The organism is Streptomyces sp. NBC_00286, from assembly GCF_036173125.1.
In the GTDB taxonomy this organism is placed as follows: Bacteria; Actinomycetota; Actinomycetes; order Streptomycetales; family Streptomycetaceae; genus Streptomyces.
In genome coordinates, this window is sequence record NZ_CP108054.1 from 5,133,284 (window position 1) to 5,153,111 (window position 19,828).

16 protein-coding genes are annotated in these 19,828 nt (G+C 67.7%); 5 read left to right on the top strand and 11 right to left on the bottom strand.

The window, feature by feature from the left end; genetic code table 11:
• The first annotated feature begins 25 nt into the window (after positions 1–25).
• The 4 genes from rsmG (at position 26) to OHT21_RS23525 (ending at position 4,160) form a co-directional block, all read left to right on the top strand.
• Positions 26–742: a 16S rRNA (guanine(527)-N(7))-methyltransferase RsmG gene (gene rsmG / locus OHT21_RS23510; protein WP_328770322.1), complete on the top strand. Its 717-nt coding sequence runs from the start codon at positions 26–28 to the stop codon at positions 740–742.
• A gap of 301 nt (positions 743–1,043) precedes the next feature.
• Positions 1,044–2,117: a ParA family protein gene (locus OHT21_RS23515; protein WP_328770323.1), complete on the top strand. Its 1,074-nt coding sequence runs from the start codon at positions 1,044–1,046 to the stop codon at positions 2,115–2,117.
• Entirely contained in the window at positions 2,114–3,217 is a 1,104-nt protein-coding gene (locus OHT21_RS23520; protein ID WP_328770324.1) for a ParB/RepB/Spo0J family partition protein, read from the top strand. The genes OHT21_RS23515 and OHT21_RS23520 overlap by 4 nt, the downstream gene beginning before the upstream one ends.
• A 325-nt stretch (positions 3,218–3,542) precedes the next feature.
• A complete protein-coding gene (locus tag OHT21_RS23525; protein ID WP_328770325.1) occupies positions 3,543–4,160 on the top strand; it encodes a GNAT family N-acetyltransferase in 618 nt (205 codons plus the stop codon).
• Positions 4,161–4,248: 88 nt separating this feature from the next.
• On the opposite strand, the gene trxA is transcribed toward OHT21_RS23525, so the two are convergent.
• The 7 genes from trxA to OHT21_RS23560 all read right to left on the bottom strand — a co-directional run bounded on the left by trxA (position 4,249) and on the right by OHT21_RS23560 (position 13,963).
• Positions 4,249–4,581 (bottom strand): thioredoxin, encoded by a 333-nt coding sequence (gene trxA, locus OHT21_RS23530; protein WP_033321301.1) that lies wholly within the window; start codon positions 4,579–4,581, stop codon positions 4,249–4,251.
• Between the two features lie 43 nt (positions 4,582–4,624).
• On the bottom strand, positions 4,625–5,596 hold the full coding sequence (gene trxB, locus OHT21_RS23535; RefSeq protein ID WP_328770326.1) for a thioredoxin-disulfide reductase: 972 nt from the start codon (positions 5,594–5,596) through the stop codon (positions 4,625–4,627).
• Positions 5,597–5,780: 184 nt separating this feature from the next.
• The gene (locus OHT21_RS23540) at positions 5,781–6,710 is read right to left on the bottom strand and encodes a hypothetical protein (RefSeq protein ID WP_328770327.1); all 930 of its coding nucleotides are present in this window, start codon (positions 6,708–6,710) and stop codon (positions 5,781–5,783) included.
• The gene (gene sigM / locus OHT21_RS23545) at positions 6,707–7,423 is read right to left on the bottom strand and encodes an RNA polymerase sigma factor SigM (RefSeq protein ID WP_328770328.1); all 717 of its coding nucleotides are present in this window, start codon (positions 7,421–7,423) and stop codon (positions 6,707–6,709) included. The genes OHT21_RS23540 and sigM overlap by 4 nt, the downstream gene beginning before the upstream one ends.
• 20 nt (positions 7,424–7,443) lie before the next feature.
• Positions 7,444–9,144, bottom strand: coding sequence for a protein kinase family protein (locus OHT21_RS23550; RefSeq protein WP_328770329.1), 1,701 nt, complete (start codon positions 9,142–9,144; stop codon positions 7,444–7,446).
• 117 nt (positions 9,145–9,261) lie between these two features.
• The gene (gene murJ / locus OHT21_RS23555; protein WP_328770330.1) at positions 9,262–11,508 is read right to left on the bottom strand and encodes a murein biosynthesis integral membrane protein MurJ; all 2,247 of its coding nucleotides are present in this window, start codon (positions 11,506–11,508) and stop codon (positions 9,262–9,264) included.
• A gap of 46 nt (positions 11,509–11,554) precedes the next feature.
• Positions 11,555–13,963 (bottom strand): DUF6049 family protein, encoded by a 2,409-nt coding sequence (locus OHT21_RS23560; protein WP_328770331.1) that lies wholly within the window; start codon positions 13,961–13,963, stop codon positions 11,555–11,557.
• A gap of 231 nt (positions 13,964–14,194) precedes the next feature.
• Between OHT21_RS23560 and OHT21_RS23565 the strand changes: the two genes are divergently transcribed.
• Complete coding sequence (locus tag OHT21_RS23565) at positions 14,195–15,661, top strand: CCA tRNA nucleotidyltransferase (RefSeq protein WP_328770332.1); 1,467 nt, start codon at positions 14,195–14,197, stop codon at positions 15,659–15,661.
• A gap of 114 nt (positions 15,662–15,775) precedes the next feature.
• Here OHT21_RS23565 and OHT21_RS23570 read toward each other — a convergent pair whose 3' ends face one another.
• The 4 genes from OHT21_RS23570 to OHT21_RS23585 form a co-directional block, all read right to left on the bottom strand.
• Positions 15,776–16,267, bottom strand: a complete 492-nt coding sequence (locus OHT21_RS23570; RefSeq protein ID WP_328770333.1) for an LppU/SCO3897 family protein — start codon at positions 16,265–16,267, stop codon at positions 15,776–15,778.
• A gap of 101 nt (positions 16,268–16,368) precedes the next feature.
• Positions 16,369–17,649: an MFS transporter gene (locus OHT21_RS23575; protein WP_328770334.1), complete on the bottom strand. Its 1,281-nt coding sequence runs from the start codon at positions 17,647–17,649 to the stop codon at positions 16,369–16,371.
• 77 nt (positions 17,650–17,726) lie between these two features.
• The gene (locus tag OHT21_RS23580) at positions 17,727–18,809 is read right to left on the bottom strand and encodes an inositol-3-phosphate synthase (protein WP_328770335.1); all 1,083 of its coding nucleotides are present in this window, start codon (positions 18,807–18,809) and stop codon (positions 17,727–17,729) included.
• 45 nt (positions 18,810–18,854) lie between these two features.
• Positions 18,855–19,538: a PadR family transcriptional regulator gene (locus OHT21_RS23585; protein ID WP_328770336.1), complete on the bottom strand. Its 684-nt coding sequence runs from the start codon at positions 19,536–19,538 to the stop codon at positions 18,855–18,857.
• Positions 19,539–19,828: the final 290 nt, after the last annotated feature.

Genomic DNA, 19,828 nt, shown 5'->3' on the forward strand with positions numbered 1-19,828 from the left:
GTGCGGTACGGAAGGACGGTTCCCCGTGACGGAGGCAGCGGAGCTCCCCCCTGCGCCTGAGCAGGCCCGGGCGGTATTCGGCGATCGCTTCGCAAACGCGGTTCGGTACACGGAACTGCTGGCGGACGCAGGAGTACAGCGCGGACTGATCGGTCCCCGCGAAGTGCCTCGCCTGTGGGAGCGGCACTTGCTGAACTGCGCGGTGCTCTCGGAAGTCGTGCCTGAGGGTGTGACCGTGTGTGACGTCGGCTCCGGCGCCGGGCTGCCCGGCATCCCACTGGCCCTGGTCCGCCCGGACCTGAAGATCACGCTGCTCGAACCGCTGCTGCGGCGTACGAACTTCCTCACCGAGGTCGTAGAGCTGCTCGGCCTCGACCATGTGACCGTGGTCCGCGGCCGTGCCGAGGAGGTCCTGGGCAAGCTGCCTCCCGTCCATGTGGTGACGGCGCGGGCCGTGGCGCCCTTGGACCGCCTCGCAGCATGGGGAGTGCCGCTCCTGCGTCCGTACGGAGAGATGCTTCTACTCAAGGGCGACACCGCGGAGGAAGAGGTCAAGGGTGCCGGGGCCGCGCTGAGCAAGCTCGGTGCCGTGGAGACCTCCGTGCTCCACGTCGGTGAGGGTGTGGTGAGTCCGCTCGCTACTGTGGTGCGGGTGGAGGTCGGGGAAAGCCCAGGGGGTGTGCGCTTCGCGGCCAAGCGTGCCAAGGCTGCTCGGATCGGACGGGCGCGTCGTCGTCGCTGATCCGTCCTGACGACGAGACGTACTCCACACAAGCTGGCAAAACTACGCATGTCGGAGTGTCGCGCAGGCGCTGTCTCGGGCGCTGTGCATCGTGTTTCACGTGAAACGTCGCTCACTCCTGCATGGCATCATCAGTCGCGGCCGCGCTGCGGCCGAACCCCGCGACCGCAATCCCCTCGGATCCCTCAAGGGGAGACCTTCTCCGAGCAGCAACAGCTCCCCCGGAGAGGGTGCGGAGTTGTCCACAGAGGTGGATTTCTCCACAGAAGCACGGGCCTCGCTGGTTCACGACCCCGAAGGCATGGGAGGCTCTGTTCATTGCGAGCCTGAAGTCGAGGAGAGTGAATCCTTGCGGTCCGACGCCAACATCGCGGGACCGATGACCGATCCGGTCCCCGGTCCCCGTACCGAGTCGATGGGGGACGATGTTTCACGTGAAACACCGCCCCCGATGGACGACACTCCCATCGGTCGTGCTGCCCAACTGGCGGTGGAGGCTCTAGGCCGCGCCGGCGAGGGCCTGCCACGGCCTGAGCAGACCCGTGTGATGGTGGTTGCCAATCAGAAGGGCGGGGTGGGCAAGACCACGACGACGGTCAACCTCGCCGCGTCGCTTGCCTTGCACGGCGGGCGGGTCCTGGTGATTGACCTCGACCCTCAGGGCAATGCGTCCACTGCGCTGGGCATCGACCATCACGCCGAAGTCCCGTCCGTCTACGACGTCTTGGTCGAGAGCAAGCCGCTCTCCGAGGTCGTCCAGCCGGTCCCCGATGTCGAGGGTCTTTTCTGTGCACCTGCCACGATCGATCTCGCCGGTGCGGAGATCGAGCTGGTCTCTCTGGTGGCACGGGAGAGCCGTCTGCAACGAGCGATCCAGTCGTACGAGCAGCCGCTGGACTACATCCTCATCGACTGCCCGCCGTCGCTGGGCCTGCTGACGGTCAACGCACTGGTCGCCGGTGCGGAGGTCTTGATCCCGATTCAGTGCGAGTACTACGCGCTGGAGGGTCTGGGTCAGCTGCTGCGGAACGTCGACCTGGTGCGAGGGCATCTCAACCCCGCGCTGCATGTCTCGACGATTCTGCTCACCATGTACGACGGCCGGACGCGACTGGCGTCCCAGGTCGCGGACGAGGTGCGCAGCCACTTCGGCGAGGAGGTGCTGCGGACGAGCATTCCGCGCTCGGTCCGCATCTCCGAGGCGCCGAGCTACGGGCAGACAGTGCTGACCTACGACCCGGGGTCGAGCGGTGCCCTCTCCTATCTTGAGGCGGCACGGGAACTCGCGTTGCGCGGCGTCGGCGTGACGTATGACGCGCAGCATGCCCACTTGGGCGCACACAACGATCAGAGCATGGTGGAGGGGATCCAGTGAGCGAGCGACGGAGGGGGTTGGGCCGTGGTCTCGGCGCACTGATCCCGGCGGCCCCGGCAGGGGAGAAGACGGCGCCTCCGGCGGCGGGGGGAGCATCTACCTCTCCGGCCGCAGTGCCCGTACTCACCGCGGAGCGCGGAGTGGCGGCGGCGAAGGTCGCCACGCTTCCGCCGGGCAATGTTTCACATGAAACAGCGGAGCCTTCGGCGAACGGTTTCGCGGAAGCGCCCGCGGCTCCCGTCGGGGCGCACTTCGCCGAGCTGCCCCTCGACTCCATTTCGCCGAATCCACGCCAGCCTCGCGAGGTGTTCGACGAGGACGCTCTCGCCGAACTCGTCACCTCCATCAAGGAGGTCGGGCTTCTCCAACCCGTCGTCGTACGGCAGTTGGGCCCAGACCGCTACGAGCTGATCATGGGCGAACGGCGCTGGCGGGCTTGCCGTGAGGCAGGGCTCGAGGCCATCCCGGCGATTGTGCGGGCCACGGAGGACGAAAAGCTTCTCCTGGACGCGCTCCTGGAGAACCTGCACCGCGCTCAGCTGAACCCGCTGGAAGAGGCGGCTGCCTACGATCAGCTGCTGAAGGACTTCAACTGCACGCACGACCAGTTGGCAGACAGGATCGGCCGCTCGCGTCCGCAGGTCTCCAACACGCTGCGTCTGCTGAAGCTGTCGCCCGCGGTCCAGCGTCGTGTCGCCGCCGGAGTGCTCTCTGCAGGCCATGCGCGGGCCCTGCTCTCTGTCGACGACTCGGAGGAGCAGGACCGTCTGGCTCACCGCATCGTGGCCGAGGGACTCTCGGTGCGGGCGGTCGAGGAAATTGTCACCCTTATGGGATCGCGCCCCAAGTCCACTCCGCGCTCCAAGGGGCCGCGGGCCGGCACACGGGTCTCTCCGGCGCTGACCGACCTCGCCACGCGCCTCTCGGACCGCTTCGAGACCCGCGTGAAAGTCGACCTCGGCCAGAAGAAGGGAAAGATCACCGTTGAGTTCGCCTCAATAGATGATCTGGAACGAATCCTCGGCCAGCTGGCGCCGGGTGAAGGGCCGGTCCTCCAGAAGAGCCTCTTGGACGACGACGCCGAGGGCTCCGAAGCCTGAGCCTCAGGGGTGGTCACGATTCCTTTCGGCCGACCATCAGAGCGGGCCGTGTCCGGTGTGTACCGGAACACGGCCCGCTCTTTGCTTTCTGGCGGTATCGATGGAATCGCATCGTGGATACGATGCGATCGAGTATGGCGCATCCACCTGGCAGCACCTTCTGTGGGGAGGCGGAAGCCATGCGGGCGATGAACCGCACCGGACTGGTGAGCGCGGGCCTGGGGCTTGGCGCGGTCGGCGGCTTCGTCGGCAGCCTGCTCAGGGAAAGGAGCGCTCTGACTGCCGCTCGTGATGCCGCGGGCGAAGGAAGCGAGGAACTGCCTTCATGGGGCGTCGGCTCGTACCGCTCACGCTGGACAACCTCCAGGACCTTCCCAAGCGCTGCCGCACGTGCGTTTTCTGGGAGTTGGACCCAGTCAGCGGTCAGGCCGCGGTAAAGGCAGGCACACCAGAGCTGGAGAAGGAAGCGTGGATCTCCGCCGTCCTGCTGGAGTGGGGATCCTGTGGCCGGGTCGTCTATGTGGACGAGGTGCCGGTGGGCTTCGTCCTCTACGCGCCGCCCGCCTACGTGCCGCGCTCCACGGCGTTTCCCACGAGCCCGGTCTCCCCTGACGCGGTCCAGTTGATGACGGCCTTCATCATGCCGGGCTATCAGGGACAGGGACTCGGACGTGTGATGGTCCAGACGGTCGCCAAGGACCTGCTGCGGCGGGACTTCAAGGCGATCGAGGCCTTCGGAGACGCCCGGTGGAAGGAACCGGCCTGTGTCCTGCCCGCCGACCATCTGACCGCGGTGGGCTTCAAGACGGTCCGGCCCCATCCGACGTACCCGAGACTGCGGCTGGAGCTGCGCACCACGCTCTCCTGGAAGGAGGACGTGGAGCTCGCGCTCGACCGGCTTTTGGGGGCCGTACAGAAGGAGCCGGCCCTGCGGCCGCTATAGGCGCTCATGCGAATGGGCCATCCCCTCCGGGTTGGCCCATTCGTGTTTCACGTGAAACAACGCCGCGTCCGTGCAGCGCCACAGCCGACTACTCGGTAATGAAGTCTTCCAGGTCCCGGACGATTGCGGCCTTCGGCTTGGCACCGACGATGGTCTTGGCTACTTCGCCGCCCTGGTAGACGTTCAGGGTGGGGATGGACATGACGCCGTACTTGGCGGCCGTACCCGGGTTCTCGTCGATGTTGAGCTTGACGACCTCGATCTTGTCGCCGTACTCGGCGGCGATCGCCTCGAGCGAGGGCGCGATCTGACGGCACGGACCGCACCAGGCGGCCCAGAAGTCCACCAGGACGGGCTTGTCGCTCTTGAGGACATCCTGTTCGAAGGAGTCGTCGGTCACATGCTTCAGGGTGCCGGCCACTGCGGGCTCCTTAACTGGTTGGTGCGGTGGGGTGGTTGGGGGGTCAGACGGTGGTCTTCTCGGGCTCGGCCGCGGATTCGTCATCCGCGAGGGCCGCGAGGAAGCGCTCGGCGTCGAGGGCGGCGGAGCAGCCGGTGCCGGCCGCGGTGATCGCCTGGCGGTAGGTGTGGTCCACCACGTCGCCGCAGGCGAAGACACCCTGGATTTTCGTCCTGGTCGAGGGCGCGTCGACCTTGAGATAGCCCTCGTCGTCCAAGTCGAGCTGGCTCTTGAACAGCTCCGTGCGCGGGTCGTGGCCGATCGCGATGAACAGACCCGTCACCGGCAGTTCGGAGAGCTCCCCCGTCTTCACATTGCGCAGCTTCAAGCCGGAGAGCTTCTGGTCACCCTGGATCTCGGCGACCTCGCTGTCCCAGACGAACTTGATCTTCGAGTCGGCGAACGCGCGCTCCTGCATCGCCTTCGAGGCGCGCAGAGTGTCACGGCGGTGGACGACCGTCACGGACCTGGCGAACCGGGAGAGGAAGGTGGCCTCCTCCATCGCGGTGTCACCGCCGCCGATCACAGCGATGTCCTGGTCCTTGAAGAAGAAGCCGTCACAGGTCGCGCACCAGGAGACGCCGCGTCCGGAGAGCGCGTCCTCGTTGGGCAGACCAAGCTTGCGGTGCTGGGAGCCCGTGGCGATGATGACGGCCTTGGCGCGGTGCACGGTGCCAGCCGTGTCCGTGACCGTCTTGATCTCACCGGTGAGGTCGACCGCGACAATGTCGTCCGGAACGAGCTCGGCACCGAAGCGCTCGGCCTGGCCCCGCATGTTGTCCATGAGCTCGGGGCCCATGATGCCGTCCTGGAAGCCGGGGAAGTTCTCCACCTCGGTGGTGGTCATCAGCGCGCCACCTGCGGTGACGGCGCCCTCGAACACCAGTGGCTTGAGCGACGCGCGGGCGGTGTAGAGCGCCGCCGTATAGCCGGCGGGCCCGGAGCCGATGATGATCACGTTACGGACGTCGCTCACGGCTTGATTCCTCGTCTCTGACGACTGCTTCGTACGACCGGTGGGAGCCTGTCTCACAACTCTCACCCCACCCAACGGATCCTACGGGGCGTGCATTCCCGACTGTGTCCGGGCACACGGCGGCGGGATGTCCGCACGGCGACAGCATGGATGCCATGGACCGGAGTACCGGAGTGAAGCTCGCTCAGCGTCGCTCGTAGGACTGCCGCAGCAGCACCTTGCCAGCCGAGTCCGGGGACTTGGCGATGCAGGCGGAGTCGACAACATAAGCGGTGACCCGCGTCGCGTTGGAGGCGTCAGGCAGCACCACGAGATAGACCTTCGTGCTTTCGTAGGTGCCTGTCCTGTAGGCGAGGGCGGCTTCGTCACGACCGATGCCCTGCTGGATGCATTTGGGCACCGCGACTTTGGGCTCCCGCAGAGTGCTCGGCTCGTCAGAGTCGGACGCGGAACCCCAGGGTGACTGCTCTTTTCGACTGCCGCCGTCCTCGCCCTCGCTGTCGGCGAGGAGCTCCGTGACCTGACTCTCCAGCTTCCCCTCGGTGAAGGTGTTCGCGGCGTCGGCGCGCTCCTGCTCTGGAGTGGTGCCCGGAGTGTCGTCGCCCATCGACTGGAGAAGAAGGCCGCCCAACCCGAGCGCTGCGGCCGTGAACATGGCGCTGAGGACGACCGCGCCGCGACGGCCTCGCCGCGTGCGCTTCGTAGTACGTCCCGGTCCGGTGGCAGCGCGAGGGCGTCCTGCGGGACGGTCGGCCGCGGTCGATGTTTCACGTGAAACACGCGCGCCGTCGCTCTCGCCTGCCATGAGACGGGAGGCGCCCACGGGCTCCCGGCCGTCCGCAGTATCCGCGTCCGGCTCCCTGGCATTCAGGAGTGCCTCCGCGGCGAGAGCGGCATCGATGCGCTCCGCGACGTCGGTAGGCATGCGCGAGGGGCCCGGCAGTGTGCCGAGCATGCCTCGGATCTCTTCCAGCGATGCGTACACGTCGGCACAGAGAACGCAATCCTCCAGATGCCGGCGCACATCTGCCGTACGGGAAGGCGGGAGCAGACCTTCGGTGAGGTCGGAGATCTCCGTGACTTCCGGGTGCCCGGCCGTGTCGGTCGATGTCACGCTCGCCCACCTCCGCCCTTCACAGCAGTTGAATCACTTGGCCCTGCATCCGGTACTCCCGCTGCGGGTGGGACGGGTGTCCCCTGCGTGCGGTTCCGTTCTTCGCCCGACTTCTTGCTGTCCTCGCCACCTCCGGCGTCCGTACGCAGGTGTCTGAGCAGCGGGAGGAGCCGGGCTCTGCCACGTGCGCAACGGCTCTTGACTGTGCCGGTCGGCACGTCGAGCGCGCGGGCGGCCTCCGCCACGGGGTAGCCCTGCATGTCCACCAGGACGAGGGCGGCGCGCTGATCGGGCGGCAGGGTGCCGAGGGCTTCGAGGAGCTCGCGGTGCAGATCGTTGCGCTCGGCCGGCGCGGACGCCGACTCATGCGGCTCCAGTAGCTGCTCTAGGCGCTCCGTGTCATCGACGGGAGACGTCTTGCGGGAGGCCGCCTTGCGTGCGCGGTCGAGGCAGGCGTTCACCGTGATGCGGTGCAGCCACGTGGTGACGGCCGACTGGCCGCGGAAGGTGTGGGCGGCGCGATAAGCGGAGACGAGGGCGTCCTGGACCGCGTCAGCGGCCTCCTCACGGTCTCCCAGAGTCCGCAGGGCCACTGCCCAGAGCCGGTCGCGGTGGCGCCGCACAAGCTCACCGAAGGCGTCGGGGTCACCCTCGACATGGCGGGCGAGGAGATCCTGATCGCTCGTCCCGTCGTATCCGGCATCGTCTGCCATCGGACCCCCTCCCCTCGGCTTCAGCTGGTCACCTTGATGTCCGCTACTCGGCCACGGTAGTTACCCTCGTCGGTCAGCGGCAGTTCGGTCAGCCAGATCAAGAGATAGCGGGTCTCGACGGACTCGTCGGGCTTGAGCACTCCGGTCGTACCGGATCCTTGGGCGACCTTGGAGAAGGCATTAAAGGATGGGGGCTCCGCGCCCGCTTCGCCGGAGGCGGCTCGGAGCTCGACGGACGTGTCGCCCACAAAGGAGACGGTCACCTTCCCGACCTGCTGGACCTTGCCGAGGTCGAGAATGACGCCCACGCCCGACTTCAGACGACCGAAGTCGGCGCTCGTGTAGAAGCTCGTCTCCCAGTACGTGCCCGGACTGCTGTCGTGGGCCTTCTCTATGTCCTCCGGATTCTCGGATCCGTCGGCGCCGAACGGGTCGAAGGCGCGGGCACCCTGGATGGCGATCGGCTTGCTGGCCGGCTTCTTCGCACCCTTGTCGTTGTCGTCCGTCGTCTGCGTCTTGTCGGTGTCGTCGGACTTCCCACGCTCCATGAGGGCGTCTGCCAACTGCCAACTGCCAAGGCCCAGCGCGGCGATGAGCAACGCGGACACACCCCACTTGAGGGCCTTGCCGGTACGGCTCTGCAACGGGGGCGGAGGCGACGGCACCGGCTGCGTGACGCCGGACCCCGGTGCCTGACGCCCGTACGAGCCTTGCTGGTACGTGGTGCGCTGGTAGTCCGGCGGCCCGGTGAACGCGGGCTCGGGCGGGCGGATGCGCGGCATCTCGCCGATCGCCTTCACCAGCTCTTCCGGCGTGGTGCACGGCGGTTCCTGGCGGGAGGCCGTAGCACCGTCGTTGACGAGTGCGCGCATCGCGAGTTCCGCCAGACCACGGTGCACTCCGGCGCGCACCTGGTCGGGCGCGATGAGCCCGACGCCCTTCGGCAGCCCGGAGAGGCCGTATGCGTCGTTCTCATACGGCCACCGCTGGGTGAGGGCGGCGTACAGCAGCGCGCCGATCCCTTCAGTGTCGGTGCGCTGGGGGGTGTCGGAGCTGATGCCGCGCAGCGCGGCGTTCACGGCGAGCCCGCGGATACGCCACTGACCGGACGAGGAGCGCAGCACCGCGCCCGGGGTCAGCCGCAGATGCGCCAGCCCTTCGCGGTGCGCGGCCGCCATCGCCTGGGAGACCTGACTGACCATCTGATACGCGTCGTGCACCTCCAGCGGGCCGGCGGCTAGAAGCGTCGTCAGTTCTGTGGAGTCGGGCAGCCATTCCTGCACCACGTAGACCAGGTCGTTCTCCTCGACCGCGTCCAGCACTTGGACGAAGCGGGGATCGCCCAGGAGGGCGGCGGAACGGGCCGCCGCCAGGACGGAGCGCGCTCGCGGATGGTCTGCGGGCAGTAGGTGCACGCCGACGGCACGACGCAGCTTCTCGTCCACGGCACGCCAACTACTGAAACCGTCCAGACGGGTGACGCATTCTTCGAGCCGGTAGCGTCTGGCGAGCTTGTGGCCGCTGTGCAACTCGGGCGGTGAGGTCCTGTCGGGGCTCTCGTCCCCGCCGCTCCCCTGTGCCTCTTCGCTCTCCGAGATTTCCGTGTCCCGCTCCCGGTTCTGGGCCACCCCGTCGGCCGTGGACTGGTCCGCCTTGGCGGTCAGCGGCTCATCACCGCTGTTGTCTGCCACGTCGACGGCAGCCGTGCTCCGTTCCGCCACCGTCGTTCCTGCCTCCCCATCCGTTGCCCGCTGTCCGACGCCAAAGCCAATTGTGCCCACAGTCCACCGCTATGCACGACACACGGTCCCGGACGATGGTTGTGCGCGTACCCCGCTTCAGCGCCCGAGGCGCCCGCGGACCATGCCGACCATTCCGTTCAGTTCCTCGATGCGCATACGCCGAGCCGCGACGAAGAAGACGCCGAGCAGGGCGATGCCCCCGCCGAGGAGGGCGGCCAGGGAGCCGAGGACACCCTGCCCCAGCCCCTGGGTGATTCCGTAACAGGCCGCGGCGGCCAGCAGCGCCGCCGGTACCGAGGCGATGCCGAGCCGGGCGTACGTACGCAGGACGCGAGCTCCGTCCAAGTCACCGCCCAGCCTCTTGCGCAGCCTCTGCCAGGCCACGCCCACGCCGATCGCGTACGCGAGACCGTAGGACGCGGCCATGCCCGCCACCGCCCAGAGGGGCGGCAGAAGGATGTAGCAGAGCGCCGAGGCGCTCGCGTTGACGGCGGCCACAATGACCGTGTTGTAGAAGGGAGTCCGGGTGTCCTCGTACGCGTAGAAGGCGCGTAGCACGACGTATTGCACGGAGTACGGGATGAGGCCGAGCCCGAAGGCCATCAGCATGTAACCCATCTTCGTGGCCGCGTCGGTGCCGGAGGAGCCGAAGATCAGGGTGCACATCGGGACGCCGAGTGCGACGAAGCCGAAGGCGATCGGCACGATCGCGACGGCCGTGGTGCGCAGGCCCTGGGAGATGTCGTCGCGGACGGCACCCGCATCGCTTTCGGCGGCCGAACGCGAGAGTCTCGGCAACAGGGCAGCCATCAGCGAGACGGTGATGATGGCCTGCGGGAGTCCCCAGATGAGCTGAGCGTTGGCGTAGGCGCTGTAGCCCGTTCCGGGGGTTCCCGTGTCCGTGACCGCAGCGGTGGCCAGCTGGGTGACGACAAGGACGCCCGCCTGGTTGGCGAGGACGAACAGGATCGTCCACTTGGCGAGCATCGCCGTCTTGCCGAGGCCGTTGCCCTTCCAGTCGAAGCGCAGCCGCAGCCGGAACCCAGTTTCGCGCAGGTACGGGATCATCGCCAGGGCCTGGACGACAAGGCCGAGCAGGACACCGATACCGAGCAGCCGCTGGCCCTCCGGCGGGATGTTCCCCGCGGTCATCCCGGAGTTCGCCGACGTACCGTACACCCAGAGGAACATGCCGAGCGTCACGATGATGACGATGTTGTTGAGGACCGGAGTCCACATCATCGCGCCGAACTTGCCGCGGGCGTTGAGGATCTGGCCCATCACCACATGGATGCCCATGAAGAAGATCGAGGGCAGGAAGTAGCGGGTGAAGGTGATGCCAACCTCGTTGGCTGCGGCGTCATTGGCCACCGGCACCGACAGCATGCTGACCAGGAGCGGTGCGGCGAACATCGCGAGCAGGGTCAGCGCGCCGAGCGCCACCATGACAAGGGTCAGCAGACGGTTCGCATAGGCCTCACCCCCGTCGTCGTCCTCCTTCATGGCGCGCACGAGCTGCGGTACGAAGACGGAGTTGAGGCCGCCTCCCACCGTCAGGATGTAGATCATCGTCGGCAGCTGGTACGTGACCTGGAAGGTGTCGCCCAGGAGGGCGGTGCCCAGTGCGGCGACGATCAGCGCGGACCGGATGAAGCCCGTGAGGCGGGACACCATCGTGCCCGCCGCCATGACCGCGCTCGACTTCAGCAGACTCGACGCGCGGCCCGCAGACTTCTGCGGCGCGGCCGTGGGCGCCGACGCGGGCGCAGGCGGCGGAGACTGAGGGGCCGCGGGAGCCGGCTCGGGCGTGGGGGACGGCACACCAGGCGGAGAAGACACACCGGGCGAACCCGCAGGGGGATACGCGCCGCCCTGCTGCTGGTCACGGAAGAGATACGCGAAGGCATCAGGCTCGTGGCGCTGCTCGCCGGCCTGGGTCACCAGGTCGTCCACGCCCACGAACTGGGTCGTACGGGCGTCGTCACCGTAGGGAAGGTGCTGCGTCAGGCCGTCTGGCTCGGGCGCCGGGGTCTGCGCCCATACACGTGGATCGGGAGCGTGCGGCGGCTGCGGCGGCTGGGCGTAGAGCTGCTGCGGCGGGGGGTATGTGCCGGGCGGTGGCGGGGGATGCGCGGCGCGGTCGTACAACGCCTCGTCGACCGGATCCTGGGTGGCGCGATCCCGAACCCCGTAGGGATCCTGTCCGTAGGCGTCCTGGAGGTACGCGTCGGCGGGGGGCTGTGGCGGCACCTGTCCGGGCTCCGGCGGTCCCTGCGGCGGGTCGTCGGGGTAGCCGGAGCCCCCCGCGCCCTGACCGCGGTCACCGTCGTACGGCGCGTTCATGGTTACCCCACCTCATCGTCCCCGGGCCCACCGGCCACGACTTCGCTCAACGGTCCACTCTCTCACCCGTGCCGGACGGGTCGGTGCTTTCCGGTGCGGTGTCCGGTGAAGGGTCACTCGGCTGCTCCGGGTCGTCTTCCCTGGATCCCACTGGCGACGCCAACGCGGATTCCGCATCGGACCTCGGCCCCGACTCCGGGTGGAACGCCGCTTCACGACCAGCCTCGGCGTCGTCCTCAGCGCCGTCGTCCGGCCCCTCCTCGGCCCGCCTGGCGGCCGCGCGCTTGCGCTGGGTGTACATCCGGAACCCGGCGAGCACGAGCAGCAGCACACCGCCGGCGATGACGAGCATCACTGTGGGGGTGATCTCGGTGACGCTCACGTCGAACGTGATTTCCTCGCCATACGGTTGGCCGTCCTCCGTGTAGAGCTGGGCGGTCACCGCGTACCGGCCGTTGGCCCGGCCGTTGGCGGTGAACTTAACCGACTCGCTGTGCCCGCCCGACACCTCCACCCGCTGTTCCCAGTAGGCACGCTCACGCTCACCGATGCTCAGGCGCGACGGATGCTTCGACGTCAGGCGAAGCACCAGATGGTCGACGCCCTGGACGAGGTTGTTCTGCACGGTGATCGGAATCGTGGCGCTGCGGCCCGACAGCTTCGCCTCGGACTTTTTGATCAGTGCGACCTGCTCGGTGAGCTCGTCGATATACGCATCCACGCCATAGCGGTACACGACTTCCTCGGCTTCATGACCGCGCCAGGACGTGGACATCGCCCGGTTCAGGGCACGCCCGAAGGGGGTGATCACCCGGTCCTCCTCGGTGAGGATCACCCGGAATTTGTTGATCTTCCGCTGAATCTCCTCGACATGCTCGAAGGTTTTCGGCGGCAGTTCCTGCTTGCTGAGCGAGGAGGGGTACTCCGACTCCGAGGGGACCCGCGTGGTGGCGCCGGGGTCGGGCTTGGCCTCGGTGGCCGCGGACAGCTCCGCCGACTCCGACCAGTTCGCGCCCTGGAGGGCTGTGAGCGCCTGCGCCATCTCCTGGGCTTGGCTGGCTGACGGCATGCGCTGCGGGGCGACCACGATGCTGCGCTGCTTCCCAGGCTGCTGCAGGTTGATCATCAAGGTCTGGGCGAGGAATTCCTGCACGGCGAGCGTGGAGTTGCCGGCCACCGCCATGTCGCCCTGGAACGCCGTCGACAGGCGGGCGTCCGCGACCACCGCCGTCGTGCCGCCGCCGATGGGCCGGGCAGCACTGGGGGTGTACGACAGACCGCCGGTCTCCTGGAGGCTGTCACTGCGGGAGATCACCTTGTCGGCGCCGGCGGAGGTGGCGACCTTGACGATCGACGGGTCGATCGCTCCATTCGCGGGCCAGGCGTAGTCCGTGCTCGGCGTTACATGGAGGATCGACTCCACCGTGGTGGCGGCCACCTCTGTGGCGTCCTTGAGGTGGCTCAGCGACCCGGCGATCTTCGTGCCCTTGTGAGCCAACGACGCCAGATCTGGGTCGGCGAAGGGGAGGGCGACGACTTCCTTGCCCTCGACCGCCTTCTCCAGCTCGGCGAGCCACTGCTTGGCGACCTCCTTGTGGGTGCCCGCTGTGGTGGTGTCGGTGCCGGTCCGGATCTCGTAGCCGCCCACCATCGCGACCACGGAGGCCAAGAGGTCCGGATCGATCACCCACGTGACGTCCAGCTCCTTGCCGAGCGTGACGAGCTGCTGCAGCCGACCGCCGGGCGCGAGCTCCGCGGCCAGGTCGTCGTCCTTGAAGACGGGAGTCTGCTGCTCGTTCGAACCCGTCTCGGCCGTCATATGGGGGGTGGAGATCAGGGGCCAGAGGTACGTCGTCCTGCTCTTCCTCTCCGCAGCGTCAGGCTGCCAGGGCAGGAAGGTCCGCTCGATACCGAGAATCCGCTCGTACGGCTGGGCGGCGGTCTCCCCGGTGAGCGTGACCCCGAGCTGGTAGACGCCGTCGGCACCGAGTTCCAGCTCGTCCACAGGGACGGAGAGGCTGAAGCCTTGCGGGACGCCCGGCGCCAGCTTGGCGAAATCCTGCACGTATGAGCCGTCGACCTCGGTGCCCGCATAAGGGTTGTTCTTCGCGGCCGTGTCGATCGACGAGCGGCCGTTCATCGTCGGTCCCACGCGCAGACCGAGCTGGGCGTCCGTGACCGACTGCTTGCCGTTGTTCGTGATCCGGCCCGAGACGGTGAGCGTGTCGCCGTCCGAGGGAACGCTCGGGCTGAGTGAGTGCAGGGAGATGTCAACCGTTTTGGAGCCCGTGGCGGCGGCCACGGCGGTGCGCTCGGCGGCGTCCGCGGACGGCGAGGCGGGCAGCTGGAGAAGGCCGGCCAGCAGAGGCGCTCCGGCGAGCAGTACTCCGGTGCGCCGCAGCCACCGGCGGGCAGGTGAGGCACTCGTCCCCTGGAAGTCTGCCGCCTGGGCCACGCGCTCGTCCGTCCCTCGTCGTCGTCAGTGGTCGTCGGAATGTGCGTCCACGCATGGTAACGATGCGCGCTGAGGGGAAGTGCCGCGGTCCGCCCCACAAGATCGGGGGGCCGGGCCGGGCTGTCGCCTATGTGCACGTATTGAGGGAGGCGCCCCAACTGGGATCGGGTAAGCGCCTGCACACTTAATGGAGGCGCTCACCGTCGCCCGCGCCACGTACCCTTTTCTGTTGTGCCGAACGCCAACGAAGACAATCCCAACGCCCTGAGCCAGGTGCAGCACCGCGCGGTGAGTGAACTGCTGCGAGTGTCCCCCGTCGCCGACGATCTCGCCCGCCGTTTCCAGGAGGCCGGGTTCTCCCTCGCCCTGGTCGGCGGCTCGGTCCGGGACGCCCTGTTGGGCAGGCTCGGAAACGACCTGGACTTCACGACCGACGCCCGTCCCGAGGACGTACTGAAGATCGTGCGGCCCTGGGCGGACGCCGTATGGGAGGTCGGGATCGCCTTCGGGACGGTCGGGGCGCAGAAGGAAGCCCGTGTCGGGGACGCTGTTCAGCGTTTCGACATCGAGGTGACGACGTACCGCTCGGAGGCGTACGACCGGACCTCGCGCAAGCCCGAGGTCTCGTACGGCGACTCCATCGAGGAAGACCTGGTGCGCCGCGACTTCACGGTCAACGCGATGGCTGTGGCTCTTCCGGAGAAGGAGTTCATCGACCCGCACGACGGGCTGCGGGACCTGGCAGAGCGTGTGCTGCGTACCCCGGGTACTCCCGAGGCGTCCTTCTCCGACGATCCGCTACGGATGATGCGGGCCGCCCGCTTCGCCGCGCAGCTCGACTTCGAGGTGGCACCGGAGGTTGTCGCCGCGATGAAGGCCATGGCCGAGCGCATCGAGATCGTCTCCGCCGAGCGCGCCCGGGACGAGCTGAACAAGCTGATCCTCTCCGCGCATCCACGCAAGGGACTGACGCTGCTCGTCGACACCGGTCTCGCCGCGCATGTGCTGCCCGAGCTGCCCGCGCTGCGTCTGGAGCGTGACGAGCACCACCGGCACAAGGACGTCTACGACCACTCGCTGATCGTCCTCGAGCAGGCGATTGAGCTGGAGGAGGACGGTCCCGACCTCACCCTCCGACTCGCCGCGCTCCTGCATGACATCGGCAAGCCGCGCACGCGCCGCTTCGAGAAGGACGGCCGGGTCTCGTTCCACCACCACGAGGTGGTGGGCGCCAAGATGACCAAGAAGCGCATGACGGCCCTCAAGTACTCCAACGATCTCGTGAAGGACGTCTCGCGACTAGTCGAGCTGCACCTGCGTTTCCACGGCTACGGCACCGGGGAGTGGACGGACTCGGCGGTCCGCCGTTACGTACGGGACGCAGGCCCGCTCCTCGACCGCCTCCACAAGCTGACCCGCTCCGACTGCACCACGCGCAACAAGCGCAAGGCCGCGGCGCTCTCCCGCGCGTACGACGGCCTGGAGGAGCGCATCGCCCAGCTCCAGGAGCAGGAGGAACTGGACGCCATCCGGCCCGACCTCGACGGCAACCAGATCATGGAGGTCCTCGGTGTCGGCCCCGGCCCAGTCATCGGCCAGGCGTACAAGTTCCTGCTGGAGCTGCGCCTGGAGAACGGGCCGATGGAGCACGATGCGGCGGTGTCGGCCCTCAAGGAGTGGTGGGCCGCGCAGAGCTGAGTCGTGAAACGGGGCCATGTTTCACGTGAAACATGGCCCGACACGACTGGATCCGGATACGCCGAGGGCCGTTGTTTCACGTGAAACAACGGCCCTCGCGCGTCAGATGAGCTTCTACTTGGCGGGGTACTCCGACAGGCAGAGGGTGAACTCGCTGCTGCTACCGGTCTCGGTGTACTGGGCGTACTTGGTGCGGTCGCAGCTGGAGTCGTCGGTCTTCTTTTGCTCGACCTTGTACGCGGCCTTGGAGTCGCCGCAGTCCACGACCTCGAGCTCCGGATCGGTGGTGCTATTCGGGTTGCCGACGCTCATGCAGTCGCCGACCTCGGCGGTGGCGGCGTCGTCCCGGCTCGCGATGAAGCCGATGCCCGCCGCGATGACGGCGGCAACGACGACCGCGATGCGCAGGTAGAACTTGACTCCGCGCTTCCGCTGCTGGGGCGGGACCGGGGCGTACGGCGCGTTCGGCTGCTGCGGGTAGCCGGGCTGGCCGGGAAACTGAGGCTGGCCCTGAGGTGCCGTCTGGCCCTGGGCGAACGGATTCTGGCCCTGAGGCGGCTGCCCCTGAGCGTACGGGTTCTGGCCTTGGGGCGGCGGAGTGGTCACTTGTGGGTCCCCCTGGAACGTTGGGAGCGCGAAGCGCGAAATAAGACCCACGTAAGTTATCGGCCCCCACTGGCAACTCAGTGCACCGGAGACGCTCTGTGTCACTGATGTGACACTCGACGCCGTTCAAAGCGGGCCATAGACGCAGCAACTGCCGCGTAGACAACGGCCACTGTGACCACCAGGTGGACTGAGCGGCCGTCAGGAGGCAGCATCAGGGCGGCCACCCCGGCGGCGCCGACGAACGCGACGTTGAACAGCACGTCGTACACGGAGAAGATCCGGCCGCGGAAGCCGTCGTCGACGGACGACTGGACCACGGTGTCGGTGGCGATCTTCGCGCCCTGGGTGGTGAGGCCGAGGACGAAGGCTGAGATCAGTACGGGCACTTCGGTGAACGACAGACCGAGCGCGGGTTCCAGGACCGCGGCTGAACCGGCGCAGACGACGATCCAGCCGCCCGGCCCGAGCCGCCCGGCCGCCGTCGGGGTCACCACCGCCGCCACGAAGAAGCCGGCCCCGGAGATCCCCACGGCAAGGCCCAGGAGGGCGAGTCCGTCGTCGTCCGAGCCGGACGACCAGGCGTACCGGCAGAGCATCAGCACCATGACCGTCAGGGCGCCGAAACAGAACCGCATCAGCGTCATCGCGGTCAGCGCCCAGGCGGCCTCACGGCGTGCGGGCTCGGCCAGATGGCGCACACCGGCCACCAGGCCACGTGCCGTACCCGCCAGGGCCGCCTTCAGATGCGGCTGCACCAACTCCTGGTCGGGACCCAGCAGTTCTCGCGCCATACGCAGCGAGGCGAGTGCCGCGCACAGATAGAGCGCCGCTCCGACGAGGACGACCGCGGCGTCGGAGTCCGAGATGACGAGACGTACGACGAAGGCGATGCCGCCGCCCGCGGTCGCGGCGAGCGTCCCGGCCGTGGGCGACAGGGAGTTGGCCATCACCAGGCGCTCGGAGTCGACGACACGCGGCAGCGCGGCGGACAGACCCGCCAGGACGAAGCGGTTGACCGCGGTGACGCTCAGCGCGGAGGCGTAGAAGAGCCAGTCCGGGACACCGCTCACGATCAGCACGGCCGTCAGAGAGGCCAGCAACGCCCGCAGGAGGTTCCCGTACAGAAAAACCTGCCGACGTCGCCAGCGGTCCAGCAGCACGCCCGCGAAGGGGCCGACGAGCGAGTACGGGAGGAGGAGCACCGCCATCGCCGAGGCGATCGCAGCAGGCGAGGTCTGCCGCTCCGGCGAGAAGACGACGTACGTGGCGAGCGCGACCTGGTAGACACCGTCGGCGCCCTGGGACAGCAGCCGTACGGCGAGCAGGCGCCGGAAGTTCCGGACGCGCAGGAGTACGCGCAGGTCACGTACGACAGCCATGGGGCACAGCCTCACATACGAGGAGGGTCCCCGGGCGTACGCCCCGGAGACCCTCAACAGTCGTCTGAGCGAAGCTCTTAGCGCTCGACCTCGCCCTTGATGAACTTCTCGACGTTGTCCCGGGCCTCGTCGTCGAAGTACTGGACCGGCGGGGACTTCATGAAGTAGCTCGACGCCGAGAGGATCGGGCCGCCGATGCCGCGGTCCTTGGCGATCTTCGCGGCGCGCAGGGCGTCGATGATGACACCCGCGGAGTTCGGGGAGTCCCAGACCTCGAGCTTGTACTCCAGGTTCAGCGGGACGTCACCGAAAGCGCGGCCCTCGAGACGGACGTACGCCCACTTGCGGTCGTCCAGCCAGGCCACGTAGTCGGACGGGCCGATGTGGACGTTGTCCGCGCCCATGTCGCGGTCGCGGATCTGGGAGGTGACGGCCTGGGTCTTGGAGATCTTCTTCGACTCCAGGCGGTCCCGCTCGAGCATGTTCTTGAAGTCCATGTTGCCGCCGACGTTCAGCTGCATCGTGCGGTCCAGGACGACGCCCCGGTCCTCGAACAGCTTCGCCATGACGCGGTGCGTGATCGTCGCGCCGACCTGCGACTTGATGTCGTCGCCCACGATCGGGACGCCGGCCTCGGTGAACTTGTCCGCCCACTCCTTCGTGCCGGCGATGAAGACCGGAAGGGCGTTGACGAAGGCGACCTTGGCGTCGATGGCGCACTGGGCGTAGAACTTCGCCGCGTCCTCGGAGCCCACCGGGAGGTAGCAGACGAGGACATCGACCCGCTGGTCCTTGAGGACCTTGACGACGTCGACCGGGGCCTCGGCCGACTCCTCGATGGTCTCGCGGTAGTACCTGCCGAGCCCGTCCAGTGTGTGGCCGCGCTGCACGGGCACACCGGAGTTCGGGACGTCGCAGATCTTGATGGTGTTGTTCTCGCTGGCACCGATGGCGTCCGCGAGGTCGAGGCCTACCTTCTTCGCGTCGACGTCGAAGGCGGCCACGAACTCGATGTCACGGACGTGGTAGTCGCCGAACTGGACGTGCATCAGACCCGGCACCTTGCCCGCCGGGTCGGCGTCCTTGTAGTACTCGACGCCCTGGACCAGCGAGGCGGCGCAGTTGCCCACGCCGACGATGGCTACGCGAACCGAACCCATTCCGGTTGCTCCCTGTGTGTTCTCGGTGAAAGTCCTGAGCGGACTTCACGTGTCGGTGTCGTCGGACGGATCCGGCCGGGAGGTGTCCCCGTGCCGGGGCAGGCCGCCCGACTCTCCAGATGTGCTGTCGTGCTGAGCGGAGCCGTCCGCGGCGGGACGCCGCTGGTCCCGTCCGGCCCGCTCGCTCTCGATGAGCTCGTTCAGCCAGCGCACTTCGCGCTCCACGGACTCCATCCCGTGCCGCTGGAGCTCAAGGGTGTAGTCGTCGAGGCGCTCCCGGGTGCGTGCCAGGGAGGCGCGCATCTTCTCCAGGCGCTCCTCGAGACGACTGCGGCGGCCTTCGAGGACCCGCATACGTACATCCCGCGACGTCTGTCCGAAGAAGGCGAAGCGAGCGGCGAAGTGCTCGTCCTCGTACGCGTCGGGACCCGTCTGCGAGAGCAGCTCCTCGAAGTGCTCCTTACCTTCCGCCGTCAACCGATAGACGATTTTGGCGCGGCGCCCTGCGAGTGGAGCGGCAGGTGCTTCATCGCGGGCACCCCCCGATTCCTCGATCAACCAGCCGTTCGCGACCAGCGTCTTGAGGCAGGGGTAGAGCGTCCCGTAGCTGAACGCACGGAACACCCCCAGTGAGGTATTGAGACGTTTACGCAGCTCATAGCCGTGCATCGGGGACTCGCGGAGCAGGCCGAGTACGGCGAACTCGAGGATCCCGGAGCGCCGGCTCATGGTCGCCTCCTCTCAGCAGAGTCTTGCCGTGACGGTCGTTATGCCGAGCTGATGTATCGACTCGATACATCAGCACGATAGAACGGCCATCCGTACGCGACAAGAGGGAGCACGGTGAACGGCGTCACATCACCGATTCGTGGGAAGCAAGTTGCCTGTTTTGGGGTGACCTTCGGCCCTCAGGGGGTTTTGCCGGTGCGTAGTCTGTGCGCCATGCACATCACCGGGAACCAAGTGACGTTTGGGGACGTCCTCGTCCTCGGTGCGGTACGGGTGAATGACAGAACGAC

Coding starts and splice junctions, on each gene's coding strand:
- sigM (WP_328770328.1), bottom strand. CDS start 7,423: ATGGCAGACGATGCCGGATACGACGGGACGAGCGATCAGGATCTCCTC.
- OHT21_RS23585 (WP_328770336.1), bottom strand. CDS start 19,538: ATGAGCCGGCGCTCCGGGATCCTCGAGTTCGCCGTACTCGGCCTGCTC.
- OHT21_RS23515 (WP_328770323.1), top strand. CDS start 1,044: ATGGGAGGCTCTGTTCATTGCGAGCCTGAAGTCGAGGAGAGTGAATCC.
- OHT21_RS23580 (WP_328770335.1), bottom strand. CDS start 18,809: ATGGGTTCGGTTCGCGTAGCCATCGTCGGCGTGGGCAACTGCGCCGCC.
- murJ (WP_328770330.1), bottom strand. CDS start 11,508: ATGAACGCGCCGTACGACGGTGACCGCGGTCAGGGCGCGGGGGGCTCC.
- OHT21_RS23575 (WP_328770334.1), bottom strand. CDS start 17,649: ATGGCTGTCGTACGTGACCTGCGCGTACTCCTGCGCGTCCGGAACTTC.
- OHT21_RS23525 (WP_328770325.1), top strand. CDS start 3,543: ATGGGGCGTCGGCTCGTACCGCTCACGCTGGACAACCTCCAGGACCTT.